This is a genomic window from Pseudomonas bijieensis (genome assembly GCF_013347965.1).
Classification (GTDB): domain Bacteria; phylum Pseudomonadota; class Gammaproteobacteria; order Pseudomonadales; family Pseudomonadaceae; genus Aquipseudomonas; species Aquipseudomonas bijieensis.
Genome location: NZ_CP048810.1, coordinates 5,979,378 through 6,004,119 on the forward strand (window position 1 = coordinate 5,979,378; position 24,742 = coordinate 6,004,119).

A 24,742-nucleotide genomic window follows, 5' to 3' on the forward strand; every position below is an offset into this window, starting at 1 on the left:
TATCAATCGATACGGGGCATTTTTTTTTGGGTGCGGTGTCTTTTTTCGTGGACTGTGGGAGCGAGCCTGCTCGCGATAGCGTCGGAACTGTCGATATAGAAGTGAAAGTTATATCGCTATCGCGAGCAGGCTCGCTCCCACACAGGGTTCGCTGATATTATTGCCGCAGAGTTTGTTTCGTCACAGGAAATCGAATGTCATTCATCCAAGCCAACCTGATCCATCTGCTTGCCGCCGCCTGGTTCATCATCTGCTGGGCGGGCTACACCCGTTACGCCACCTGGAAGGCGCGCGACACGGCCTGCCTGGCCAGTGTGATGCACCTGTACCGCGAGGACTGGATGCGCCGCATGCTGTTGCGTGAGAATCGTATCGCCGATGCCAGCGTGATCGGCAATCTCGAACGCAATGCCTCATTCTTCGCCTCCAGCACGCTGATCATCCTGGCCGGTATCCTGACGGTGCTCGGGGCGTCTGATCGGGCGGTGTCGTTGTTGGCCGACATACCCATGGTGCAACAGGCTTCCCAGGGCATGGCGGAGGTCAAGTTGCTCTGCCTGGCATTGGTGTTCGTATATGCGTTCTTCACGTTCAGTTGGTGCATGCGCCAATACAACTTCGCGGCGGTCCTGGTGGGGTCGGCGCCGATGATCGGCGAGCGTCATGTCTCGGAGCAGGAGCGCAAGGCGTTTGCACTCAGGGCGGCGCGGGTCATCTCCATGGCGGCCAACCAATTCAACTTTGGCCTGCGTGCCTATTACTTCGGTATGACCATGTTGGCGTGGTTCGTCAGCCCCTGGTTATTCATGTTGATGAGTGCTGGCGTGGTGTTCGTGCTGTATCAGCGCGAATTTCATTCCGATGTGCTGGATGTGATGGTCTATACCCCCACGGAAGCGCCAGCGCCCGAGGTCGCCAAGGACGCGGCGTGACAGGCGTCTCCAAATCGCAGGCAAAAGAAAACCCGCACCAGGCGGGTTTTCTTTTACTGCTAAAACCGTATTAGTTGGTTTTAGGCGCGGTAGCAGGGGCTTCTTTCGCAGCTGCTTCGTTCGATTCAGCCTGAGCTTTGGCGGCATCGGCGTTTTCTTTTGCCGCGTCGTTCACTTTATCCTGTGCTTTGTTCATGTCTTGCTGAGCTTGCTCGGCGTGTTTTGCGGCATCTTGAGCCTTGTCCTCGGATTTTTTATCGCAGGCAGCGAGACCGAGGGAGGCGGCCAACATCAAGGCAATAGCAAAAGTCTTACGCATGGGGTGTTTCTCCTTATGGAAATAACTACTGGCCTTTTGAGCGACCCCCCTCAGGTTAAGTTCCTCTTTTGCTACAGATATATAACTTTGCACGGTCGCGGAACTTTAGCGGACACGCCTGTTGCCAGGCCTATAAACAAACAAGGGCATTGATGGACATGGCTGAAGATCCCATTTTTGAGCGTGCCACGCGCTTTTTATCCGCCCTGCGGCATTGCCAGGTGTTGGGCTTGAAGTTGCACAGCGCCAGTCGTGATGGGCTGACGCTCATCCTGCCGTTCAGCCCGCAAATCGTTGGCAATCCCCTGACGGGCATCATCCATGGTGGCGCGTTGACTTCATTGATGGACAGCGCGTGCGGCATGTCGACCTTGTGTGTGCTGCCACAATTCGAAGTCTGCCCCACCCTCGACCTGCGCATCGACTACATGCACGCCGCCGAACCCCACAAGGACGTCTACGGCTTCGCCCAGTGCTATCGGGTGACCCCGGACGTGATCTTCACCCGCGGTTTCGCCTATCAGGACGACCCCGAGCAACCCATCGCCCATGTGGTGGGCACGTTCATGCGCCTGGGCCAGCATGCCAGGGGCATGGGAAAAGCCAGTCCGATGACCGCCGTGGGCCAGCCATGACCGATACCACCCAGGAACAACTACGCCGCGCCTGTGAGCAGGGCGACTACGCACTGCTGCTCGCCTCGATCCCCTATGCCCAACTCATCGGCGTCGACTGCACGCGTCAGGGCGACGATTTGGTATTTCGTTTGCCGGCCAACAAGGACAACATTGGTAACCCTTTACTGCCGGCCATCCACGGTGGGGTCATTGCTGGTTTCATGGAACTGGCGGCTGCGGTGCATCTGTTGATCGCCACCGGCGCACCGGGCGTGCCGAAAATCATCGACTTTTCCCTGGATTACCTACGCACCGGGCAGTTTCGCGACACCTACGCCAAATGCCAGGTCTGGCGCCAGGGTCGGCGGGTCGCCAACGTCGCGATCACCGCCTGGCAAGACGTCGAGGCCGAACCCATCGCCACCGCCCGGGCGCATTTCAAGATCCAGGAACCTTCAAAACCCGCGCGCCCTTGAAATCATCCCCTTTGCCCCCACCTTGTGGACATCCCGCCGCCAATCTCAGCGAGGCGGACACCACCATCCACTTGGAGTTTGATGACCATGAGCGTGGAAACTCAAAAGGAAACCCTGGGCTTCCAGACCGAGGTGAAGCAGCTGCTGCACCTGATGATTCACTCGCTGTATTCGAATAAGGAAATTTTCCTTCGCGAGCTGATTTCGAACGCCTCTGACGCTGTCGACAAATTACGTTTCGAAGCCCTTTCCAAGCCTGAACTGCTGGAAGGCGGCGCTGAGCTGAAAATCCGTGTGAGCTTCGACAAGGACGCGAAAACCGTCACCCTCGAAGACAACGGCATCGGCATGAGCCGCGAAGAGGTGATCACGCACCTGGGCACCATCGCCAAGTCCGGCACCGCCGATTTCATGAAGAACCTGTCCGGCGACCAGAAGAAAGATTCCCACCTGATCGGTCAGTTCGGCGTCGGTTTCTATTCCGCGTTCATCGTGGCCGACCAGGTCGAAGTGTTCAGCCGCCGTGCCGGCCTCGCTGCGAGCGAAGGCGTGCACTGGTCGTCCAAGGGCGAAGGCGAGTTCGAAGTCGCTACCATCGACAAGGCTGATCGCGGTACCCGCATCGTGCTGCACCTCAAGTCCGGCGAAGACGAGTTTGCCGATGGCTGGCGCCTGCGCAACATCATCAAGAAGTACTCCGACCACATCGCGCTGCCGATCGAGTTGCCGAAGGAAGTCGCCGCTGCCGAAGGTGAAGAAAAACCGGAAGTGGAGTGGGAAACCGTCAACCGCGCCAGTGCCCTGTGGACCCGTCCGCGCACTGAAGTGAAGGACGAGGAATACCAGGAGTTCTACAAGCACATCGCCCACGACTACGAGAACCCGCTGAGCTGGAGCCATAACAAGGTCGAAGGCAAGCTGGAATACAACTCGCTGTTGTACGTGCCGGCCCGTGCGCCGTTCGACCTGTACCAGCGCGAAGCGCCACGCGGGCTGAAGCTGTACGTGCAGCGTGTGTTCGTGATGGACCAGGCCGAATCGTTCCTGCCGCTGTACCTGCGCTTCATCAAGGGTGTGGTCGATTCCAACGACCTGTCCCTGAACGTTTCGCGGGAAATCCTGCAGAAAGACCCGATCATCGACTCCATGAAGTCGGCGCTGACCAAGCGCGTGCTGGACATGCTGGAAAAGCTGGCGAAGAACGAGCCCGAGCAGTACAAGAGCTTCTGGAAAAACTTCGGCCAGGTGATGAAGGAAGGCCCGGCCGAGGACTTCGCCAACAAAGAGAAGATCGCCGGCCTGCTGCGCTTTGCCTCGACACAGGGTGACGATGGCGAGCAGATCGTTGGCCTGGCCGATTACCTGGCCCGCGCCAAGGAAGGCCAGGACAAGATCTACTACCTGACCGGTGAAACTTATGCACAGGTCAAGAACAGCCCGCACCTGGAAGTCTTCCGCAAGAAAGGCATCGAAGTGCTGCTGCTGACCGACCGCATCGACGAGTGGCTGATGAGCTACCTCAACGAGTTCGACGGCAAGAGCTTCGTCGACGTGGCTCGTGGTGACCTGGACCTCGGCAACCTGGATTCGGAAGAAGACAAGAAAGCCGCCGAAGAAGTCGCCAAGAGCAAGGAAGGCCTGGTCGAGCGAATCAAGACGGCCCTGGGCGATGCTGTCAGCGAAGTGCGGGTCTCGCACCGCCTGACCGACTCCCCGGCGATCCTGGCTATCGGTGAGCAGGACCTCGGTCTGCAGATGCGCCAGATCCTCGAAGCCAGCGGCCAGAAGGTCCCGGACTCCAAGCCGATCTTCGAATTCAACCCGGCCCACCCGCTGGTGGAAAAACTCGACAACGAGCAGAGCGAAGAGCGTTTCGGCGATCTGTCGCACATCCTGTTCGACCAGGCGGCCCTGGCAGCTGGCGACAGCCTGAAGGACCCGGCGGCGTATGTGCGTCGCCTGAACAAGCTGTTGGTTGAGCTGTCAGCTTAAGCAAGTGCAGGAAAAACCCGCTTCGGCGGGTTTTTTCATTTCTGGTGTTCCGTTCAAGAGGAGTCCGTCATGAGTCAGGTTACGGTTCGTTCGCTGGTCTATCAGATCGAAGGTCAAAATTATGAAGGTCGCCTGGCCTTCGACGTCAGCCAGCAGGGTTCGCGCCCGGGGTTGCTGATGGCGCCCAATTGGATGGGCGTAGGGGCGGGGGCCGAGGAGATCGCCAAGTCGGTAGCCGCTAACGGCTATGTCGTGTTGATCGCCGATTTGTACGGCCAGGATGTACGCCCGAGCAATGCCGATGAGGCCGGGGCAGCGATGATGCCGCTCAAGAATGACCGGGCGTTGTTGCGCCAGCGCATGCAGGCGGCGCTCGAGCAATTGCTGAATCAGGGCGACGCGGAGGTCGATGCGTCGAAACTCGCTACGTTCGGTTTCTGCTTCGGTGGCTGCTGTGCCCTGGAGCTGGCTCGCAGCGGTGCGCCGCTCAAAGCTGCGGTTTCATTCCACGGTACCCTCGATACACCGAATCCGGCCGATGCGCAGAACATCAAGGGCGCGGTGTTAGTGATGCATGGCGCCTCCGACCCGCTGGTGCCGAAAGAGCAACTGCCAGCCTTCGAAGACGAAATGAACGCCGCTGGTGTGGATTGGCAACTGCTGAGCTACGGTGGCGCGGTGCATTCGTTCACCGACCCGCAGGCCAATGTGCCGGGCAAGATGATGTACGACGCCAAGGTCGCCGGGCGTGCGTTCCGGTCGATGCATAACTTGTTGGATGAGGTGTTCAAAGACTGAGGTTGGGTTGAAGCAGAACCCTGTGGGAGCCGTTCTAGGGCAACTCGATCCGCTCGCTTTCCCCCGGCACAGTCGGCCAGTCCCCGGCCGCCCAGCGCCGGCGGGCCTCATCGATCCGGGCCGGGTCGCTGGAGACGAAGTTCCAGTTGATCCGTCGCGGCCCATCCAATGGCGCGCCGCCGAACAGCACGGCATGGCAGTCGCTGTCGGCAAACAGCGTCATCTCTTCGCCGACCGGCAGGACCACCAGCGAATGGGGTTCCACCGGTTCACCTTCAAGCCGTGCTTCGCCGCTGAGTACATACAGCGCCCGCTCTTCATGTTCGGTGGGAATCAGCAGCGACGTCGCAGTTTGCAGGTTCAATTCGGCATACAACGTAGGCGACAGCACCGGTACCGGTGATTCCAGGCAAAAGCCTGACCCGGCGATCATGCGGATGCTGACCCCCAGGTTATCGCTGACCGGCAGGCTGTGTGCCGGGTGATGGCTGTAGTGCCCCGGGCCCTCTTCGTGGGACTTGGGCGAGGCCAGCCAGACTTGCAACCCATGCATGACGAAAGCGCTACCCAGCAATGATTCGGGCGTACGCTCGACGTGGGCGATGGCACTGCCGGCGGTCATCCAGCTGACATCGCCTGCCTCCACCACCTGGTCGGAACCCAGGCTGTCCTTGTGCTGGAGTTTGCCCTCGAACAGGTAGGTGAGGGTGGACAGCCCGATGTGGGGGTGCTGACGGATGTTCATGCCTTTGCCGGCCGGGTAGGTGGTTTGCAGCATGTGGTCGAAAAACACGAAAGGCCCGACACTGCGGCACTTGGCGGAGGGTAGCGGACGAAGAATCGGCTGGCCTTCGACGTCTTCGGCGCGGGGGTGAACGGTCAGGGGCGTGGTCATGTTGTCTTCCAGGTTGAACAACGGTTGCACCAAGCATAACCCGCCGCCGGCAGACGCGGCAGAGGCGCCTTGAACCCCGGCGGGACGGTTGGGGTCTACGCTGTTCATGGCTTTTGGAGACCCCCATGCCCTTGACCCGTTTGATCTTCGCCTGGCTGCTGGTCGTTTCGAGTAGCGGTGCCGTGGCCCGCGAATATGCCTACAGTGATGCGCATCTGCATTACGTCGATTTCTTTCAGGAAACCGCCGGCATGCCCAAGCTGCTCCAGGCGATGGCGGACAACCGTATCGAGCATGTGATGATTTCCGGTGTTCCGGTGGCCAAGAAATGGCATGAGGACGAGCCCAAGCGTCCTCGTTATTACGCCGGTGACGACGCGGATGCCTATTGGTACAGCGCCACCGACGTGATTGTCGCCGCCGCGGTGAGCAAGCTGACCGCCGAGCAACGCCAGCACTTTCATCCGTTCCTGTCGGGCTTCAATCCCAACGACAAGAACTCCGCCGCCCACATCCAACGCATGCTCGATCTCTACCCAGGATTGTGGCAAGGCATCGGCGAGGTATTCACTCGCCATGATGACCTCACGGCGCTCACCTCGGGCGACACCCCGCGGGCCAACAACGAAGCCATGACGCGGATCTATCACCTGGCGGCCGAGAACGACCTGCCGGTGATGCTGCATTCCAACATCACTTCCAAGCGCGAGAAAAACCCGTTGTACCTGGCAGAAATCGAGGAGCCGCTGCGCAATCACCCACACACACGCTTTATCTGGGCCCACGCCGGCACCAGCATGGAAATCCATCGCCACCAGACCCGCCTGGATTTTCTGTTGCCGACCCTGAGTCGCATGCTCGAGGCCTACCCCAATTTGTACATAGACCTGTCCTGGAGCGTGCTCACGCCGTACTTGCTGGACGAGGCGGGCAAGCCCCGGGACGAATGGGTAAAGCTGGTGGAGCGCTTTCCCGAGCGCTTCATGGTGGGGTCGGATGTGGTCGGGCGTTTCGACAAGCTGGGTAAGGAATTGCGCAGCTTCGATCCGTTCCTGGATGCCTTGCCGGAAGACGTGGCGAGGAAAGTGGCGCGGGATAACTTCCTTTCGGTATTGCCGCGTTCAGTGGCTCGCTGAGTCCGCTTTTGTGGCGAGGGAGCTTGCTCCCGCTGGGCTACGCAGTAGCCCCAACGTCTGGCGACTGCTGCGCAGTCGAGCGGGAGCAAGCTCCCTCGCCACAGGTCAATCCTATCCCCGGGCTATTGGTGGTATGACCAACATCGCTTTGTCATCAGCCTGTCACGCCCGCGTCATACCCTCGCGCTCATCTCAATCAAGGAGCGCACTATGCACCTCACCCGTTCAAGCGCACTGGTCGCGCTGTTGTTGACCTGCGGTCTGGCACAGGCCGAAGTCCGTGTCGAAGGTCCGGTGGAATACGGCGTCTTCGAAGGGCCGCAAGCCGAGCTGCAATCGGGAGAGCGGGTCCTGCGGCGCAGCAACGAACAGATCCGCCAGACCGAAAGCGTGCCGGCGAAGCTGGGCACCAAGTTCGGCATGCGCTACCAGTTGGCCGGCAAGGTCGCCGATGACCAGCCGTTGACCCTGTTGTACTTCACCCCCGGCATCCGCACTCCCGATGGCGTGCGTCACGATAAATTCGAAGTCATCCAGAAACTGGTGCCTGGCGCGCCGCAGGATGTGATGGCCTACGAGTTCACCGAAAGCCACGAAGTGGTACCGGGGGAGTGGCGGTTCATGGTGTTCCAGGGTGATCGGTTGCTGACGCAGCAGCGATTTGTCGTGCGCTGAATCCATCCACCACAGATCAAAAACTGTGGGAGCGAGCCTGCTCGCGATGGCGGTGGGACAGTCTCAGAAATGTCGACTGACATACCGCTATCGCGAGCAGGCTCGCTCCCACAAATGAACCCAGGTGTATTTGCCAGGCAAAAAAACGCCCCGAACCAGTCGGGGCGTTTTTCTGTGTGGCGTTAGCGGCGGGGCTTACTTGCCCTGCCAGCGCTTCAGTACCAGGGTGGCGTTGGTGCCACCGAAGCCGAAGCTGTTGCTCATCACGGTATTGATTGTGGCGTTTTCGCGAGTCTTGGTCAGGATCGGCAGGTCGGCCACTTCCGGATCCAGCTCATCGATGTTGGCCGAACCGGCCATGAAGTTGCCTTCCATCATCAGCATGCAGTAGATCGCTTCGTGAACGCCGGCGGCGCCCAGGGAGTGACCCGACAGGCTCTTGGTGGAGCTGATGGCCGGGGCCTTGTCGCCGAACACTTCGCGCACACCTTTCATTTCCGCGACGTCGCCGACCGGAGTCGAGGTGCCATGGGTGTTGAGGTAGTCGATCGGTGCATCGACGGTGGACATGGCCATCTGCATGCAACGCACGGCGCCTTCACCGCTTGGTGCGACCATGTCGTAGCCGTCGGAAGTGGCGCCGTAGCCGACGATTTCCGCGTAGATTTTCGCGCCACGGGCCAGGGCGTGTTCCAGCTCCTCGACCACGACCATGCCGCCGCCGCCAGCGATGACGAAGCCATCACGGTCGGCATCGTAGGCACGGGAAGCTTTTTCCGGCGTGTCGTTGCGCTTGCTGGACAGGGCACCCATGGCATCGAACAGGAACGACTGGCTCCAATGTTCTTCTTCACCGCCGCCGGCGAACACGATGTCCTGCTTGCCCATCTGGATCTGTTCCATGGCGGTACCGATGCAATGGGCACTGGTGGCACAGGCAGAGGCGATGGAGTAGTTCAGGCCCTTGATCTTGAACGGCGTGGCCAGGCAGGCGGAAACCGTGCTGCTCATGGTCCGCGTGACGCGGTATGGGCCGACGCGCTTGACGCCTTTTTCGCGCAGGATGTCCAGCGCTTCCATCTGGTTCAAGGTGGAGGCGCCACCGGAGCCGGCGATCAGGCCGGTACGCGGGTTGGAAACCTGCTCTTCGGTCAGGCCGGAATCAGCGATGGCGTCCTTCATGGCCAGGTAGGCGTAAGCCGCCGCATGGCCGACGAAACGGTAGATCTTGCGATCGATCAGCTCTTCGAGGGGAAGGTCAATGGAGCCGGAAACCTGGCTACGCAGACCCATTTCAGCATATTCCGGGTTGAACCGGATGCCAGGGCGACTTGCACGCAGGTTAGCGGAGACGGTCTCTTTGTCATTGCCCAGGCACGAAACGATGCCCAGACCAGTGATAACGACGCGGCGCATGCGGATAACCCTTAGAAGTTGTCAGTGGAGGTGAAAACGCCGACCCGGAGGCCTTCGGCGGTGTAGATCTCGCGACCGTCCACGGCAACCGAACCATCGGCAATGGCCATGTTCAGCTTGCCCTTGAGGACGCGTTTGATATGAATGTTATAGGTGATTTTCTTGGCGGTCGGCAGGACCTGACCAAAGAACTTCACTTCGCCCGAGCCCAGGGCGCGACCGCGACCCGGCAGGCCTTGCCAGCCGAGGAAGAAACCGACCAATTGCCACATGGCATCCAGGCCCAGGCAGCCCGGCATGACCGGATCACCTTCGAAGTGGCAGGCGAAGAACCACAGGTCCGGAGTGATATCCAGCTCGGCGACCAATTCACCTTTGCCGTACTTGCCACCCTCTTCGCTGATATGGGTGATGCGATCCACCATCAGCATGTTCGGGGCGGGCAGTTGCGCGTTACCTGGGCCGAACAGCTCACCGCGACTGCAGCGCAGCAGATCTTCCCGGGTAAAGGCGTTTTGTTTGGTCATGCGAGCTCCTCAATAGTCCCGTGCGGCAGGGTGGGGCAAATCTTCCCGGCCGATCGAAGCGTTCATGCCTCGAATCGACAGCCTACTCATAGACTATTGCGTTGTAGTGAAAGTCACAGCACACGGGAAATGAATGTACACCTGTGCACTGAAATTTTTATTCAAGCCCCAATCGAGGCTTGTTCGGGTGCCTAAGACTGCCGCACTTTCGCCTTTCACGCCAGTCACAGATGGTCCAGTGGCCTGTTCTAGTTCACCCAGCGCTGCAGAATCTGCTGCAGATCGATCCTTTTGAACGGCTTGGCCAGGTAATCGTTCATGCCCGCCGCGAGGCAGGCTTCGCGGTCGCCCTGCAACGCGTTGGCCGTCAGGGCGATGATGGGCACCTCGCCGCAGCCCGGCAACTGACGGATCTGCCGCGTGGCTTCGTAGCCATCGATGATGGGCAGCCGGCAATCCATGAGGATCGCCTCGAAAATCAGGCTTTCGGCGCTGCGTACCGCCTGGGCGCCGTCGGTGGCGACACTGACGGTGAAGCCCAGGCTGCGCAGCATGGCTTCGATCACCGTCTGATTGACCGGATTGTCCTCCACCAGCAACACGTTGCGGCCTTCGCCGTCGCCGCTGCCGACGGCCAGTCGTGGCGCCAGGGGCGTTGGCGTCTGGCGCGACAGGGCCAGCGGGATCTCGAGGGTGAACACCGAGCCCCGACCTTCTTCGCTCTGGGCCCGCAGTGTGCCGCCCATGCGTTCGGCCAGGGTACGGGCGATCGGCAGGCCCAGGCCAGTGCCGCCGTAGCGCCGGGAGATCGAACTGTCGGCCTGCTGGAAGGCATCGAACATGCGCTCCAGGCTCTCGGCCGGGATACCGATGCCACTGTCGCGCACCGTGCAGGTGAACCACAGCAGTTCGTGGTCCAGGGCTTGCCATTGGCATTGCACGGTGACGCGGCCTTGCTCGGTGAATTTCAGGGCGTTGCCGATCAGGTTCACCAGAATCTGCCGTATCCGCGTCGGATCGCCCTGGACCTGCAGGGCCTGCATGTCGTCCGGGACCAGCAAGTCCAGGCCCAGCTTGCGCTGCGCGGCGCTGTGCTGAAAAGACTGCGCGCAACTGCCCACCAGCTCCGCCAGGTTGAACGGGATGTGCTCCAGTTCCAGGGCCGAGCGTTCGATGCGCGAGAAGTCGAGGATGTCGTTGATCACCTTCAGCAGGTGTTCGGTGGATTCTGACGCCAGCGCCGTGTACTCGTGCTGCTCGTCGGTCATGCGGGTGGTTTCCAGCAGCTGCAGCATGCCCAGTACGCCGTTCATGGGCGTGCGCAGTTCATGGCTCATCATCGCCAGGAACTCGGACTTTGCGCTGTTGGCTTTTTCGGCCTCTTCGCGGGTCTTGATCAGTTGAGCCATGGCCTGGTGCTGTTCGCGGCTGGCTTGCTCCAGACCGCCGGCCAGGTTGTTGATGTGCCGCGACAAGGCCCCCAGTTCGGCGTCATCGACGATGGGCAGTGGGGTGCTGTAGTCGCCTTGCTGGATGGCCTTGACCGCATTGCCGATGTCGCGGATCGGCCGTGACAGGTTGGTTGCCAGCCGACGCGCCACCAGGAAGGTGAACAACAGGGCGAACAGCGCCAGGATCGCGGCCTTGAACAGGATCTCCTGCTGTCGCTGACTGAAGGCGTCGCTGGACATGCCGACGATCACGCGGCCCAGGTAGTCTTCGCCGGACGCCTCGACGGATGTGCTGTTGCCCTGCAGGAAATCATTGTTCAGGGCAATGCGCTGCAGGCGCACCGGGGCCTGGAAGACTTCGATCTGCTGGGCGCGGCTGCGGGTTTGTTCGGGTTGTTCGACGTACACCAAGACTTTGTCGGTACTGTCCTGGACCTCCAGGAAGCGCACGTGTGGGGTCGCCAGGGTCGCGGTGAGCAGGCTTTCCAGGACTTCGTTGTTGCCGGAAATCACCCCGTACTCCGTGGCGGGAGCCAGTTGGTTGGCGATCAGTTGCCCGGTGTGATTGAGTTCCTGGCGCAAGTCCTGGATCCGCACGAAGGTAAAGAAGCTGATCAGCAGCACGGTCAGCAGCAACGCCGGGCCGAGGGCGATGAGCTGGGTACGGGTGTTGATGTCCCAACGGCGACGCAAGGTCATGGTCGGTGTTCTCCTTCGGCCAACGTTGCCGCGACGGATTCGGCGTCAATCGGTTCGATCCCCAGTGAGCGGGAGACCTGCCGGTTGCCCAGGACTTTGAAGCGGTCTGGATACAGCGTGCGCGGCCAGGTCGTGGCGGGGCGGTCGAGCAACTCGTCGAGAATCGCCAGCCAGTCTTGTTGGTCGCTGTAGGTACTGGCCAGGCTGCCGGCCTTGACGAAGGCGGCGCTGGGCCCGATCAGGGCGCGTTGACGGGCATAGCTGCTGAGCAGCAGGTTCTTTACGGTCTTGGGGTTGTACAAGTCGGGGTCGTCGAGGCCCAACAGCACGTCGCTCTGGCCCAGCAGGTTGTGCAGGGGGCGGCTGTCGTTGGTGTCGTCCCAGCGTTCGCTGACGATGGCCAGGCCCAGTGGTGCCGCGGCTTGTTGGATGTCCTTGAGCAGGAATTCGCTGTGGGTGTCGTAAAGCACGCCGACGCGTCGCACTTGCGGCAGGATGGTGCGGATCAGCCGTAATTGCCGCGCCATCGGTGGATCGCTCCACAGCAGGCTCAGGTGAGCCGGCGTCGTCTCGCCCAGGCGGTCGCGGGCTTGCTGGCGGCTGATACGCAATACCAGGGTGGCCGGTCCCCGGGCGTCTTGCAGGCGCCAGTCGAGGCTGGGCAGGTCAAGCAGGACCAGGCGGATATTGCCCGGCAACTTGTCTGGTGCCGGTAGATTGGCCAGCGGGGTAAACCGCACGCTGTCTTCGGGGCGCAGGGCTTTCAGGGCCTGGGTGAAAGACTGCACGCCGGGGCTGTCCGCGGCACCGGTCAACAGGACTTCGGCCGCCCTAGCCTGGATGGGCGCCAGCCACGCAGCAAACACCAGGCATAGCGCCAGCGTCAGGCGGCCATGAAATGGCGACTTGCGGAGTGGATGCCGAGACATCTAGAACGACAACTCCGCGCTGAAGTACACGACATGGCGGGAGTCGTAGCGGTTGTCGCTGAAGGTGGTGGGCTGGTTGTCCAGGCGTTGTTGCAGGACCCCCGCCAATTCCAGGCTGGCCTTGCCCAGGGGGATACGCCGGGCGAGGCGGGTGTCCACCCGTTCGAAGCGATAGCCGTTCAGGGCGTCGGCGCCGTAATAGAACAGCGCGCTGTTCCAGCCCTGGCCCCAGTCCCGTAGCCAACCGGCCGAGCCGCTGTTGCGGGCGGTCAGTTGCTCGTCGAGGGGGTTGCTGGCCTGGGCATCGACATAGGCGTAGGTCAGGCGCAGACGGTCGGCGCTGGTCACACGCCAGTCGAACTGGGTTTCGGCCCCGGAAAACTGGGATTGGTTGGCGTTGCTGGCGATGTACTGATTGTTGCGCAGCGGCTCGCTGATCATGCCGGTGATTTCGTCATGAAACAGTTTCACGTCGACCGCCAGCCCCAGGTCCACGAAATAACCGTTGTAGCCCAGTTCCCGGGAGCGCATGTGCTCTTGTTCCAGGTTGCCCGGGCCGCGCGTCCGGACGAAGTAACGGGCACTGTTCTGGCCGAAGGCGGCGGGTTGCAGGTTGGTGACCTGATAGCTCCAGTTGACGTTGTTCTCGAACATGTCCGGGGAGCGCACAGCTTCGGAGTACACCGCCCGCAGGCCGTGGCGCGGGGTGATCAGGTAGTTGACCGCGACCCGTGGAGTCAGCGAGCTGCCGGTCAGGCGGGTGTCTTCGAACATCGCGCCGCCCTGCAACAGCCAATGCTCGGTGGCCCGCCATTCGAGCTGCCCGAACAGGCGCCAGGTGGTGTCGTCCAGGGTGCCGTTGAAGTACGTCTCCGAGTCGGCCCGGTCGTAGCGATAGTTGGCCCCAGTGACCAGGCGCAGGCTGTCGGACAGGCTCAGGGTGTCCTGGATCTCCAGGTCGTAACGCGATTCCCGGGCGCTCTGGTCGATATCGCCGCACAGGGTTTGCGAGGCGCCGTTGCGCCACTGGTCGAGCACCTGATTGGCCAACGCCTGTTCCTGTGGCGTGCCGGCTGGCGCGCCGCTGTTGATGTAGCTGGGGATATTGCGCGCCAGCTTCTCGGCATAGTAGGGGTTGAGTTGCCACAGGTCGGTCAGTTGCGGGCTGAAGGACACCTCGGCATCGCAGGCGCGCCAGGTCTGCTGGCGATCCCAGTGTTGAATCGAGCCTTGTACATAAACGCTGTGGTCGGGGTCCAGATCGAGGTTCCAGCGCAGCGAGCCGGCGTAGTCCTTGGCGATGACGTCAGAGTTATCCCCGGCGGCGGTAATCCCGGCAAACACGGGGCGGTAGGTATAGGGCCGCTGGTTGGTCCCGTCCTTGGCGTTCAATTGCCAGTCGATGCTCTGTCGTTCGTCCAGGGTCTGGCTGACGGACAAGTTGAAGCGGTTCAGGCGACGACTGTCGCGGTAATCGGCGCCGTTGCGGTCGCTGTCAAAGCCATCGTCTTCCTGGCCGGACAGCGACAGCCGAAGGTCGCCGCCTTCCCAGCCGCTACCCTGGCTGGCGTACCAGTCGCTGATGCCGCGTTGGCCCCGGGTGATTTTCAGCCGGGTGCCGTGGCTGTCGGCGGGGGCGCGGGTGATGATGTTGACCACTGCCATCAGTGCGTTGGCGCCGTAGCTGACGGTGTTGGGCCCGCGAAAGACTTCGATCCGCTCGATGTCTTCCATGGCCACCGGGATGTCGCTCCAGTCTACCGTTGCCAACCCGGCGCGATACACCGAGCGGCCATCGATCAGCACCTGCATGCGGCGGGCTTCGCTGGCGTTGGTGCCGTGGTAGTTCACGGTGGCCTGGTTGCCGCTGATGTTGCCGACCATCATGCCCGGCACCAGGCGCAGCAGTTCGCTGATATCGCGGGCGCCGCTGGCCTTGATCAACTCGCTGTCGAGCACGGTCATGCTGCCCGGCACCGCCGCTGGCGATTGCTTCAGGCGCGTGGCCGTCAGCACCTGGGGCAGGGGCTGGCTGTCCACGAACAAGTCGTCGCCTAGCACTGGCGGGCTGATGATCAGTGCCAATAACAGGGACGAACCTGGACGGGAGGGGCCAACGGACACGGCACAACCTTTGATAATGGGAGGATGGCGGGCATGTTAACCGAGCTGAACGACTTTTCCATTCACGTTGACAGCATTTTCCTAGGAATTGATGGTCAGCTTCCTACAGCTGGCGGTAATTGTTGCCGGGGCTGGTCGCGACCTGGCCGCTCCGTATAATGCCCCGCATTGCCACTTGGTATGGATGAACGGATTGCATATGACTGAACAGCGCCCGATTGCGGTCCTGGGGGGCGGAAGTTTCGGTACCGCCGTGGCTAACCTGCTGGCCGAGAATGGTCACCCGGTGCGCCAGTGGATGCGTGACCCGGAGCAGGCCGAGGCCATCCGGGTCAACCGCGAGAACCCGCGTTACCTGAAGGGCATCAAGATCCGCCCGGAAGTGGAACCGGTGACTGACTTGCAGGCAACCCTGGAGGGTAGCGACCTGTTCTTCGTCGCCTTGCCGTCCAGCGCCTTGCGTTCGGTACTGGCGCCCTATGCCGAGCGCTTGAGCGGCAAGCTGTTGGTGAGCCTGACCAAGGGCATCGAAGCCCAGACCTTCAAGCTGATGAGCGAGATTCTCGAAGAAATCGCCCCCAAGGCCCGGATCGGTGTGATCTCCGGGCCGAACCTGGCACGGGAAATCGCCGAGCACGCCCTGACCGCCACGGTGGTCGCCAGTGAAGATGAAGAGCTGTGCCAACGGGTCCAGGCCGCCTTGCATGGCCGCACCTTTCGGGTCTACGCCAGTGCCGACCGTTTCGGTGTGGAACTGGGCGGGGCGTTGAAGAACGTCTATGCGATCATTGCCGGCATGGCGGTGGCGCTGGGCATGGGCGAGAACACCAAGAGCATGCTGATCACCCGTGCGCTGGCGGAAATGACCCGTTTCGCCGTCAGCCAGGGCGCCAATCCGATGACCTTCCTGGGACTGGCCGGCGTGGGCGACCTGATCGTCACCTGTTCCTCGCCCAAGAGTCGCAATTACCAGGTCGGTTTTGCCCTCGGCCAAGGCTTGAGTCTCGATGAGGCCGTGTCGCGCCTGGGTGAAGTGGCCGAAGGGGTCAACACCCTCAAGGTGCTCAAGGCAAAATCCCAGGAGGCGGGAGTGTACATGCCGCTGGTCGCCGGGCTGCACGCGATTCTGTTCGAAGGGCGCACGCTTGAACAGGTGATCGAGCTGTTGATGCGTGGCGAACCGAAGACCGACGTCGATTTCATTTCCACCAGCGGTTTCAATTGAACCGCTATTGATCGCAAGCAGGAGCGAGCCATGAACGATCCGCAAGGGCAACCCCAATACGAATCCATCCTGCTGCGTGTGCTGTGGATGGTGATTTATCTGCTGGTCTGGCAGGTGGCGCAATTCATCCTCGGTGCCGTGGTGCTGGTGCAATTGATCTATCGGCTGATCTACGGCGCGCCCAGTGCCAGCCTGATGAATTTCGGCGACAGCCTGAGCCAGTTCCTGGCCCAGATCGGCCGTTTCGGCACTTTCCACAGCGACCAGAAACCCTGGCCGTTCGCGGACTGGCCGACTCCGCGCACGCCTGAAGGCGAAGCCCCTCACACCGTGGCACCGGCTCCGCATCCCGTTCGGGACGAGGAACCGAAGCTATGAAATTGTGGGTATTGCGCCATGGTGAGGCTGAGCCGTACGGTGCCCGTCCCGATCCGGAGCGGGCCCTGACGGCTCACGGTCGCGAGGAAGTGTTGCGCAGTGCCGCGCATTTGATCGGCCAGCCGCTGACCGCCATTTACGCCAGCCCCTATTTGCGCGCCCAGCAGACCGCACAACTGGTGCGCGAAGCGCTGGGTTTTCAGCCTGAGCTGATCACGGTGAACTGGCTCACGCCGGACACCCGGCCGCAAAAAGTCCTGGAGCGCCTCGAGGACCAGGACAATGTGCTGCTGGTCAGCCATAACCCTTTGGTGGGCAGCCTGCTGGGCTTTCTGCAACACGGCCACCTGCAACACCCCGAGCAAGTGCAAACCGCCGGGCTGGCTGAGCTGGAAGGCGACATGCCGCTGGCCGGAACGATGAGGCTCAAAGGGATCAGGCATCCCTGAACCGGTCGATGGCAGCACTGGGCAAAACAACAATCACACAGGAAGGGCAACGATGAGTCTGTGGCGCACCACCCCCAACATCGAGCAACTGAACGCCGCCGGTAGAAACACCATCAGCGAAGTGCTGGACATTCGTTTCGAGTCTTTCGACGACGAATCCCTGACCGCCAGCATGGTGGTCGATCAGCGCACCCACCAGCCGTTCGGCCTGCTGCATGGCGGTGCTTCGGTGGTGCTGGCCGAAACGGTCGGGTCCATGGCCGCCTATCTCTGTGTCGATGCCAGCAAGTTCTATTGCGTGGGCCTGGAAATCAATGCCAACCATCTGCGCGGCGTGCGCAGCGGACGGGTGACCGCCACGGCCCGGATGGTTCATCTGGGCCGCACCACCCAGGTCTGGGACATCCGCCTGGTCAATGACGAGGGCAAGGTCAACTGCGTGTCGCGCCTGACCATGGCGGTGGTGCCGCTGGGCGAGCAACCGCCGGCGCGTTGATGCTCTAGTGGGATGCAATCCTGTGGTGAGGGGATTTTCTGTGGGAGCAAGGCTTGCCCGCGATGGAGTCGACGCGCAACACCTGATCCACCCCAGCGTCTGCATCGCGGGCAAGCCTTGCTCCCACAAGTCTCCTCGCCACATGGGGCAGTGCTCACAGCTTGATAGCCCCATAGCCCAACCCCGACTGTCATCATTCCTGTCAGTTACGGTCATTGCCGTGCCGTCGGGTTCTGCGGACAATCTGCCCCAGTTCCCCCAATGGATCGGCTGTCATGTCGCAACAGATATTTTTCACCCACGCCAATGGTTTTCCTTCGGCCACCTACGGCAAGCTGTTCGCTGCCCTGGCGCCGCAGTACCAGGTCGCGCATCTGGAGTTGCACGGGCATGACCCGCGTTTCCCGGTGGACGATAACTGGCACAACCTGGTGGATGAACTGATCCATCACCTGGAACAGCAACCGGCGCCGGTATGGGGCGTCGGGCATTCCCTGGGTGGTGTGCTGCACCTGCACGCGGCGTTGCGTTGCCCACAGCTGTATCGCGGCGTGGTCATGCTCGATTCGCCGGTGCTGACCCGTACCGACCAGTGGGTGATCCTGGCCGCCAAGCGCCTGGGTTTCATCGACCGCCTGACCCCGGCTGGACGGACCCTGGGGCGGCGTGAGGAGTTTGCTGACCTGGCGTCGGCCCGAGAGTATTTTGCCGGCAAGACCCTGTTCCGCGGTTTTGACCCGGAATGCTTCGACGCCTACTTGCAACACGGGTTGCAACAAGTCGGCGACCGGTTGCGGTTGCGCTTTGACCCCGCCACTGAAATCAGTATCTACCGCGGCGTGCCGCACACCAGTCCCGGGCGACCCCGCAAGCTCAAGGTGCCGCTGGCGGTGGTGCGCGGCCGGCAGAGTCGGGTGGTGATGCGTCATCACACCCGTTCGGTGGGGCGCATGCCCCATGGCGAGTCCCTGAGCATGCCCGGCGGTCATATGTTCCCCCTCGAACGTCCACAGGACACGGCCAACCTGCTCAAGAACCTGTTCCAGCGTTGGGAAGGGCGCAGCGCATGAGTGTGGTCGAGGAAGTCCGCCTGAGCCTGCCTCACATCGAGCTGGCGGCCCACTTGTTCGGCCCGGAAGACGGGCTGCCGGTGATTGCCCTGCACGGTTGGCTGGACAACGCCAACAGCTTCGCCCGCCTGGCGCCCAGGCTCGAGGGCCTGCGAGTGATTGCCCTGGACATGGCCGGCCATGGGCACTCCGGGCATCGACCAGCCGGTGCCGGCTATGCCCTCTGGGACTACGCCCATGATGTGCTGCAAGTCGCCGAACAACTGGGTTTGAAGCATTTCGCCCTGTTGGGGCATTCCATGGGCGCCATTGTGTCGCTGGTGCTGGCCGGTTCCCTGCCGGAACGGGTGACGCACCTGGGCTTGATCGACGGGGTGATTCCTCCTACAGCCAAAGGCGATAACGCCGCCGAACGCATGGGCATGGCCCTGCAGGCGCAGCTGGATTTGCAGCAAAAACGCAAGCCGGTCTACAAAACCCTCGACCGGGCCATCGAGGCGCGGATGAAGGGGCTGGTGGCGGTCAGCCGCGAGGCCGCCGAATTGCTGGCCCAACGCGGCCTGATGCCGGTGCCCGGGGGCTATACCTGGCGTACCGACAACCGCCTGACCCTGCCATCGCCCCTGCGCCTGACCGATGAACAGGCCATGGCATTCGTGGCGCGGGTCGCTTGTCCGGCGCATCTGGTGGTGGCGGCCGATGGCATGCTGGCCCAGCACCCGGAGTTGCTGGAGCGTCTACCCTTCAGTCATGAGCAGTTGCCCGGCGGCCATCATTTGCACCTGAACGACGAGGCCGGTGCCGCGCTTGTAGCAGACTGTTTCAATCGGTTCTTCACCGTTCCTTGACTTGCGCCGGGCAACTGTCGAGGCTGAGCGGGTTGAAAGGGAGACAACCATGACAGACCTCTGTTTAGCAGCCTCGCGCTGCATCGACGACGCCCGTTGCGTCCAAGCGTCCCAGGCCAAGCCGATCCAATGAAAGTATCCGTTCATTCACTCGTCCTGCTGGTGCTGGCCTGCCTCAGCCCGGCGTCGTTCGCCGTCGATGTGCCGGGCAGCCGCGACCTGGAGCGCGTGCCGCGCATGCCCGACGCGCAGATTGTCGATTATCGGCAAACCAGCGACCTGGAACGCGTCTACCCCATGGGCTCGATCCGCAAGATCAGCGGTCAGCTGCGTTTCGACGGGCAGGTCGATGCCCGTGGCAATGTCACCTCGGTCACGTACGAACTGCCGCCGGAGCATTCCGCCACCCAGGCCTTTACCGCGGCGCGTGAAGCGCTGCAGAAACAGGGGGCCGAGCTGTTGTTCTGGTGCCAGGCCCGCGATTGCGGCGAAAGCAGCTTGTGGGCCAACGACGTCTTCGGCAATGCCAAACTCTATGGCGCCGACAGTGGCCAGGCCTTCTTGTTGCTGCGCCTGGCGCCGCCGGCGGACAACACGCTGATTGCGCTGTATGCCATCACCCGCGGCAATCGCAAGGCCTACCTGCATGTCGAGCAGTTCGAGGCGAACGCGGCGCTGGGGGACCTGCTGCCGACGTCGGCCACGCTGCTGCGCCAGCTCAAGGATACTGGAGTCCTGGACTTGCCGCGTCTTGCCGGTGAACCCGACGACACCTGGTTGCGCCTGTTGTCCCGGGCGCTGAACCTGGACACGGGCCTGCGGGTCAGTATTGCCGGCCCCAGGGCCGAGGCCTGGCTCGAGGCTCTGGCGAGCCAGGGTGTCCGGGCGGCGCGGATGGAGACCGCTAGCGGCGAAGCGGCGGGATTGCACCTGGAGTTGCTGCGCTAAGCTGTCTCGGGGCAGCGGGTTTCACCGCGTTGCTTCGGTCCTGTTCATTTTTTCGAGACCCTACATGCTCAATAACGATCGGCTGTTGGTGCAGATCCTGCTCCTGGTGTTGTTCGGCGCAAGCCTCTGGGTCATGGCGCCGTTCTGGTCGGCGCTGTTCTGGGGCGCGGTGCTGGCTTTCGCCAGTTGGCCGCTGATGCGCCTGCTGACCCGCTGGGTCAATGGCCGCGAATCCCTGGCGGCGGCGTTGTTGACGGTGGGCTGGATGCTGCTGGTGGCGGTGCCGCTGGTGTGGTTGGGGTTCAACCTGGCCGACCATGTACGCGATGCCACGGCGTTCATCAAGGACGTGCAGGTCGACGGCTTGCCTGAAGCCCCCGACTGGCTGGCCGGCGTGCCGTTGGTAGGCGGGCGACTGGTAGGCATCTGGAACAGCATCGACCAGCAGGGTGCGGCGATGATGGTGTCCATCAAGCCGTACCTGGGCCAGGTCGGCAATTGGCTGCTGGCCCGCAGCGCGCAGATTGGCGGCGGCATGCTCGAACTGACCCTGAGCATCGTGTTCGTGTTCTTCTTCTATCGCGACGGCCCGCGCCTGGCGGTGTTTGTCCACGGCTTGCTGGAGCGCCTGATCGGCGACCGTGCCGGTTACTACATCGAACTGGTGGCCGGTACGGTGCAGCGGGTGGTCAACGGTGTGATTGGCACGGCGGCGGCCCAGGCCGTGCTGGCGCTGATCGGCTTCTTGATCGCCGGGGTGCCGGGCGCGCTGGTACTGGGTATCGTCACCTTCCTGCTGAGCCTGATCCCCATGGGGCCACCCCTGGTCTGGATCCCCGCCACGGCGTGGCTGGCGTGGAAGGGGGAGTACGGGATGGCAGTGTTCCTCGGCATCTGGGGCACGTTCATCATCAGTGGCGTGGACAACGTGCTCAAACCCTACCTGATCAGCCGTGGCGGAAACCTGCCCTTGGTCATCGTGCTGTTGGGGGTGTTCGGCGGGTTGATCGCCTTCGGCTTCATCGGCCTGTTCATTGGTCCGACCTTGCTGGCGGTGGCGTATAGCCTGTTGACGGACTGGAGCAAAAGCCAGGCGCGGTAGCCCACCCCAGAGGCAAGCACAAACCTTTGTGGCGAGGGGATTTATCCCCGCTGGGTTGCGAAGCGACCCCAAAAACTGCCGGCTCGTTCAGCCTGACACTCCGGGTCGTCTGATTTTAGGGCTGCTGCGCAACCCAGCGGGGACAAATCCCCTCGCCACAAGTGAGTTTCAATCCAGGCTTGCCGGTGAATCAGGTTGCCACGTTCAGGTGTTTACCCACGGTGGCGACGTTATCCAGCGAGTATTGCCGGCTGAGGTTGGCGATCATTCTGTTCAACGCTTCGCTGACATTGGCCTGTTCGGTGGAGCTGTCGCTGCGGCGACCGGCCTGCAAGGCGCTGTTGAATTCGTCGCTGCTGACACCACCGCTGCTGTCGCTGTCGAGTGCTTCCATCAGCATCGCGCTGGTGTCGGTGCTCGTGGACGTACCGTTGCTGGCCTGCAAGGCGCTGCTCAGTTCGCTGGCGGTGACGGTGGCGTCGCCATCGGCATCGAGCTGGCTGAACAGCTCTTCACTGGAGGTCTGTTGCGGTGGTGGCGGTGGCGCAAGGCTGGCGGCGAGTTCGTCAAGGCTGACAGTGCCGTCCTCGTTCTTGTCCAAGGCCGAGAACACTTGCTGGCTGTCGGCATCGCTGTCCGTGCTGGCCAGGCCGTTGCTCAACTCATCGCTGCTGACCACACCATCACCGTCGGTGTCCAGGACGCTGAGCAGCGCATCAGCCAGTTCGGTATTTGGCGCCTGGTCTCGTGGCGGCGGAGGTGGCGGCGCCATTGCGGCCATTTCCTCGCCGCTCAGGTCACCGCTGCCGTCACTGTCCAGGTCGCCGAAATTGTCGCTCAGGCTGACCAGGATGCCATCGTCGCTTTTTTGCGACAGGGCGGTGCTCAACTCTTCCTGATTGACCGAACCGTCGCCGTCACTGTCGAGCTTGCTCAGCAGTTCCTTTTGAAACTGCTGGCTGCGGGCACTGCTGGTTGCGGTACTGCTGGTGCTGGTATAGGTCGAGTAACTGCTGACGCTACCAATCATGGGCGCTCTCCTTGGGCTGGGATAGCCGGTGGGTGCACCGGCTTATGCAGCCTCGGCGGGGTAGTTGTCGTGGGTATGTGCAGTTTGTACCGGTGGCTGTACAAAACCTTCAGATCGACGCTCCCACAGGTGATAGGTGTGTTCTCAGGTACGAGGCAGGCTGATCACCGCCGTCAACCCACCCCCTGGCGTCTCTTCCAGGGTCAATTGTCCGCCCAGGCGTTCGGCGGCTTCCCGGGCGATGGTCATGCCCAGGCCAACACCGCCGGAATTTCGGTTGCGCGAGCCTTCCAGGCGATAGAAGGGCTCGAACACGGCTTCGCGTTTGTCTGCGGCAATACCGGGACCGTGGTCGATGACCCGGATCAGAACCCGTTGAGGCTGGTCCTCCAGGGTAATCTCTGCATGGCCGGCGTAGCGCAGGGCATTGTCGATGAGATTGTTGAGGCACGAGCGCAGCGCCATCGGTTGTACTCGCAGGGGGGCGCAGCTGCCGCTGACGTGCACATCGGCGCCCCGGTCCTGGGCGTTTTCGCTCAACGATTCCGCCAAGGCCTGCACATCCATCCATTGCAGCTCTTCACTGGTGCGCTGTTCGTGCAAGTAGGTGAGGGTGGCATCGAGCATGCCGATCATGTCGTCCAGGTCCTGGCGCATCTGGCTTTGCAGCTTGACGTCATCGATCTGCTCAAGGCGCAACTTGAGCCGCGATAGCGGCGTGCGCAGATCATGGGACACGGCGCCGAGCATGCGTGAACGTTGCTGCACTTGCTCGCGGATCCGCTTCTGCATCAGGTTGAACGTATGCGCCGCCTGACGCGCCTCACGGGGCCCGTTTTCATCCAGCGGCGGGCTGTCGAGGTTTTCGCTCAGGCGCTCGGCCGCCTCGCTCAGGCGCTGGATTGGTCGGGTCAGGAGTTTGGCGCCGTACCAGGCCGCGACGATCAGGAACACGAATTGAAAGGTCAACGGCACCACCGGGCCACCGAACCAAGGACGTGGTGGACGGTTGGGGGGCGGGCCATATCGCGGAGGGGCTTCGCCTTGTTGGTTCATGCCAGGTGGCGGCCCGGGTGGTGGCTGGTCGTAATGGAAAAACCAGGCAAAGGCCAACAGGTGCGCCAGGACAATCGCCAGCAGGAGCACGCCAAACAGGCGGCCGAACAGGGAGTCCAGGCGCAGTCGCATCAACCGATGTCCCGGGCGTCGAACAAGTAGCCTTCACCACGCACGGTCTTGATCAGTTGGGGGGCCTTGGGGTCGTCGCCCAGCTTCTGGCGCAGGCGCGATACAAGCAGGTCGATGCTGCGGTCGAAGGCCTCGATGGAGCGCCCGCGAGCCGCGTCCAGCAGTTGTTCGCGGCTGAGCACCCGGCGCGGCCGTTCGATGAAGACCCACAGCAGGCGGAACTCGGCGTTGGACAGCGGCACCACCAGCCCGTCGGCGGAGATCAGTTGGCGCAGCACGCTGTTGAGCCGCCAGTTGTCGAAACGGATATTGGCCCGCTGCTCGGTACGGTCGTCGCGCACCCGGCGCAGGATGGTCTGGATACGCGCCACCAGTTCCCTGGGTTCGAACGGCTTGGCCATGTAGTCATCGGCGCCCAGTTCCAGGCCAATGATGCGGTCGGTGGGCTCGCAGCGAGCGGTGAGCATCAGGATCGGGATGTCCGATTCTGCACGCAGCCAGCGGCACAGTTGCAGACCGTCTTCCCCCGGTAGCATCAGGTCTAGCACGATCACGTCGAAGTGCTCGGCCTGCATCACCTGGCGCATCGCGGCGCCATCGCTCACGCCGCTGGCCCGTATGCTGAAGCGGGCCAGGTAATCGATCAGCAGCTCGCGGATCGGCACATCGTCATCGACGATCAGCGCGCGGGTACTCCAGCGCTTGTCATCGTCGGGCACTTTTTGATCGTCAGAATTTGCAACAGGGGTGTTCTGCATGGATGCATCATCTGCCAGGTAAGCTGCCAACCGCAAAGAAGGCGGCGAGGTTGAGGCTTCAGCATAGGCTTCGCGCCGCAGGGCGTGAAGCGCTGAAAGGACGGGTTGCGGCGCCAGACGGTAGCGTGTCGGCGTGTTGCGCGCATGTCATGAATGTATCGGCTTAGACACAAAGGCCGGTATCGTCCATGCTGCTCTGGACGCGATGATGATTTACCGATTATCGGGTCCCGCACGGGCGCTGGTTCCGCTACAATGCGCGCC

Annotated in this window: 25 protein-coding genes; 15 read left to right on the forward strand and 10 right to left on the reverse strand. The window is 62.1% G+C overall.

Annotation, left to right across the window (positions count from 1 at the left end):
• Positions 1 to 194: 194 nt before the first annotated feature.
• Positions 195 to 932: a DUF599 domain-containing protein gene (locus GN234_RS26500; protein WP_176689297.1), complete on the forward strand. Its 738-nt coding sequence runs from the start codon at positions 195 to 197 to the stop codon at positions 930 to 932.
• Between the two features lie 70 nt (positions 933 to 1,002).
• Here GN234_RS26500 and GN234_RS26505 read toward each other — a convergent pair whose 3' ends face one another.
• Positions 1,003 to 1,251: a hypothetical protein gene (locus GN234_RS26505; protein WP_109754457.1), complete on the reverse strand. Its 249-nt coding sequence runs from the start codon at positions 1,249 to 1,251 to the stop codon at positions 1,003 to 1,005.
• Between the two features lie 158 nt (positions 1,252 to 1,409).
• Here GN234_RS26505 and GN234_RS26510 point away from each other — a divergent pair, with 158 nt between their 5' ends.
• From GN234_RS26510 to GN234_RS26525, 4 genes are all read left to right on the forward strand, one after another.
• Positions 1,410 to 1,886, forward strand: a complete 477-nt coding sequence (locus GN234_RS26510; protein ID WP_092171195.1) for a PaaI family thioesterase — start codon at positions 1,410 to 1,412, stop codon at positions 1,884 to 1,886.
• Entirely contained in the window at positions 1,883 to 2,344 is a 462-nt protein-coding gene (locus GN234_RS26515; RefSeq protein ID WP_109754456.1) for a PaaI family thioesterase, read from the forward strand. Before GN234_RS26510 ends, GN234_RS26515 begins: the two co-directional genes overlap by 4 nt.
• A gap of 87 nt (positions 2,345 to 2,431) precedes the next feature.
• Positions 2,432 to 4,336, forward strand: coding sequence for a molecular chaperone HtpG (gene htpG, locus GN234_RS26520; protein WP_109754455.1), 1,905 nt, complete (start codon positions 2,432 to 2,434; stop codon positions 4,334 to 4,336).
• 69 nt (positions 4,337 to 4,405) lie between these two features.
• A complete protein-coding gene (locus tag GN234_RS26525) occupies positions 4,406 to 5,134 on the forward strand; it encodes a dienelactone hydrolase family protein (RefSeq protein WP_176689298.1) in 729 nt (242 codons plus the stop codon).
• A gap of 34 nt (positions 5,135 to 5,168) precedes the next feature.
• Here GN234_RS26525 and GN234_RS26530 read toward each other — a convergent pair whose 3' ends face one another.
• On the reverse strand, positions 5,169 to 6,029 hold the full coding sequence (locus GN234_RS26530; RefSeq protein WP_176689638.1) for a pirin family protein: 861 nt from the start codon (positions 6,027 to 6,029) through the stop codon (positions 5,169 to 5,171).
• Positions 6,030 to 6,154: 125 nt separating this feature from the next.
• Between GN234_RS26530 and GN234_RS26535 the strand changes: the two genes are divergently transcribed.
• Both GN234_RS26535 and GN234_RS26540 read left to right on the forward strand, forming a co-directional pair.
• Positions 6,155 to 7,165, forward strand: a complete 1,011-nt coding sequence (locus GN234_RS26535; RefSeq protein WP_176689299.1) for an amidohydrolase family protein — start codon at positions 6,155 to 6,157, stop codon at positions 7,163 to 7,165.
• A gap of 210 nt (positions 7,166 to 7,375) precedes the next feature.
• Positions 7,376 to 7,840, forward strand: a complete 465-nt coding sequence (locus tag GN234_RS26540; protein WP_018610122.1) for a DUF3859 domain-containing protein — start codon at positions 7,376 to 7,378, stop codon at positions 7,838 to 7,840.
• Between the two features lie 195 nt (positions 7,841 to 8,035).
• Here the strand turns inward: GN234_RS26540 and fabB are convergent, their stop codons facing one another.
• The 5 genes from fabB to GN234_RS26565 form a co-directional block, all read right to left on the reverse strand.
• A complete protein-coding gene (fabB, locus tag GN234_RS26545) occupies positions 8,036 to 9,256 on the reverse strand; it encodes a beta-ketoacyl-ACP synthase I (RefSeq protein ID WP_109754451.1) in 1,221 nt (406 codons plus the stop codon).
• 11 nt (positions 9,257 to 9,267) lie between these two features.
• Positions 9,268 to 9,783, reverse strand: a complete 516-nt coding sequence (fabA, locus tag GN234_RS26550) for a 3-hydroxyacyl-[acyl-carrier-protein] dehydratase FabA (RefSeq protein ID WP_003204400.1) — start codon at positions 9,781 to 9,783, stop codon at positions 9,268 to 9,270.
• A 248-nt stretch (positions 9,784 to 10,031) separates the two neighbouring features.
• Positions 10,032 to 11,933 (reverse strand): ATP-binding protein, encoded by a 1,902-nt coding sequence (locus tag GN234_RS26555; RefSeq protein ID WP_109754450.1) that lies wholly within the window; start codon positions 11,931 to 11,933, stop codon positions 10,032 to 10,034.
• Entirely contained in the window at positions 11,930 to 12,862 is a 933-nt protein-coding gene (locus tag GN234_RS26560) for an ABC transporter substrate-binding protein (RefSeq protein ID WP_176689300.1), read from the reverse strand. Before GN234_RS26560 ends, GN234_RS26555 begins: the two co-directional genes overlap by 4 nt.
• Positions 12,863 to 14,986, reverse strand: a complete 2,124-nt coding sequence (locus GN234_RS26565) for a TonB-dependent receptor plug domain-containing protein (RefSeq protein ID WP_176689301.1) — start codon at positions 14,984 to 14,986, stop codon at positions 12,863 to 12,865.
• A gap of 199 nt (positions 14,987 to 15,185) precedes the next feature.
• Here GN234_RS26565 and GN234_RS26570 point away from each other — a divergent pair, with 199 nt between their 5' ends.
• The 8 genes from GN234_RS26570 to GN234_RS26605 all read left to right on the forward strand — a co-directional run bounded on the left by GN234_RS26570 (position 15,186) and on the right by GN234_RS26605 (position 21,502).
• Positions 15,186 to 16,211, forward strand: coding sequence for an NAD(P)H-dependent glycerol-3-phosphate dehydrogenase (locus GN234_RS26570; protein ID WP_109754447.1), 1,026 nt, complete (start codon positions 15,186 to 15,188; stop codon positions 16,209 to 16,211).
• A 30-nt stretch (positions 16,212 to 16,241) separates the two neighbouring features.
• Positions 16,242 to 16,589 (forward strand): DUF4389 domain-containing protein, encoded by a 348-nt coding sequence (locus GN234_RS26575; protein ID WP_109754446.1) that lies wholly within the window; start codon positions 16,242 to 16,244, stop codon positions 16,587 to 16,589.
• The gene (gene sixA / locus GN234_RS26580; protein ID WP_176689302.1) at positions 16,586 to 17,038 is read left to right on the forward strand and encodes a phosphohistidine phosphatase SixA; all 453 of its coding nucleotides are present in this window, start codon (positions 16,586 to 16,588) and stop codon (positions 17,036 to 17,038) included. The genes GN234_RS26575 and sixA overlap by 4 nt, the downstream gene beginning before the upstream one ends.
• 52 nt (positions 17,039 to 17,090) lie before the next feature.
• Positions 17,091 to 17,534 (forward strand): hotdog fold thioesterase, encoded by a 444-nt coding sequence (locus tag GN234_RS26585; protein ID WP_024617123.1) that lies wholly within the window; start codon positions 17,091 to 17,093, stop codon positions 17,532 to 17,534.
• A gap of 275 nt (positions 17,535 to 17,809) precedes the next feature.
• A complete protein-coding gene (locus GN234_RS26590; protein WP_109754444.1) occupies positions 17,810 to 18,604 on the forward strand; it encodes an alpha/beta fold hydrolase in 795 nt (264 codons plus the stop codon).
• The gene (locus GN234_RS26595) at positions 18,601 to 19,452 is read left to right on the forward strand and encodes an alpha/beta hydrolase (RefSeq protein WP_163857321.1); all 852 of its coding nucleotides are present in this window, start codon (positions 18,601 to 18,603) and stop codon (positions 19,450 to 19,452) included. Before GN234_RS26590 ends, GN234_RS26595 begins: the two co-directional genes overlap by 4 nt.
• Before the next feature lie 129 nt (positions 19,453 to 19,581).
• Entirely contained in the window at positions 19,582 to 20,400 is an 819-nt protein-coding gene (locus GN234_RS26600; RefSeq protein ID WP_176689303.1) for a DUF4892 domain-containing protein, read from the forward strand.
• A gap of 64 nt (positions 20,401 to 20,464) precedes the next feature.
• Positions 20,465 to 21,502, forward strand: coding sequence for an AI-2E family transporter (locus GN234_RS26605; protein WP_109754441.1), 1,038 nt, complete (start codon positions 20,465 to 20,467; stop codon positions 21,500 to 21,502).
• Positions 21,503 to 21,692: 190 nt separating this feature from the next.
• Here the strand turns inward: GN234_RS26605 and xopAW are convergent, their stop codons facing one another.
• From xopAW to GN234_RS26620, 3 genes are all read right to left on the reverse strand, one after another.
• The gene (xopAW, locus tag GN234_RS26610; protein ID WP_116833174.1) at positions 21,693 to 22,532 is read right to left on the reverse strand and encodes a XopAW family type III secretion system calcium-binding effector; all 840 of its coding nucleotides are present in this window, start codon (positions 22,530 to 22,532) and stop codon (positions 21,693 to 21,695) included.
• A gap of 144 nt (positions 22,533 to 22,676) precedes the next feature.
• Positions 22,677 to 23,720 carry a sensor histidine kinase gene (locus GN234_RS26615; RefSeq protein ID WP_176689304.1) on the reverse strand — a complete coding sequence of 348 codons (1,044 nt, stop codon included), beginning with the start codon at positions 23,718 to 23,720 and terminating at the stop codon, positions 22,677 to 22,679.
• Positions 23,720 to 24,478 carry a response regulator gene (locus tag GN234_RS26620; protein ID WP_109754438.1) on the reverse strand — a complete coding sequence of 253 codons (759 nt, stop codon included), beginning with the start codon at positions 24,476 to 24,478 and terminating at the stop codon, positions 23,720 to 23,722. Before GN234_RS26620 ends, GN234_RS26615 begins: the two co-directional genes overlap by 1 nt.
• Positions 24,479 to 24,742: the final 264 nt, after the last annotated feature.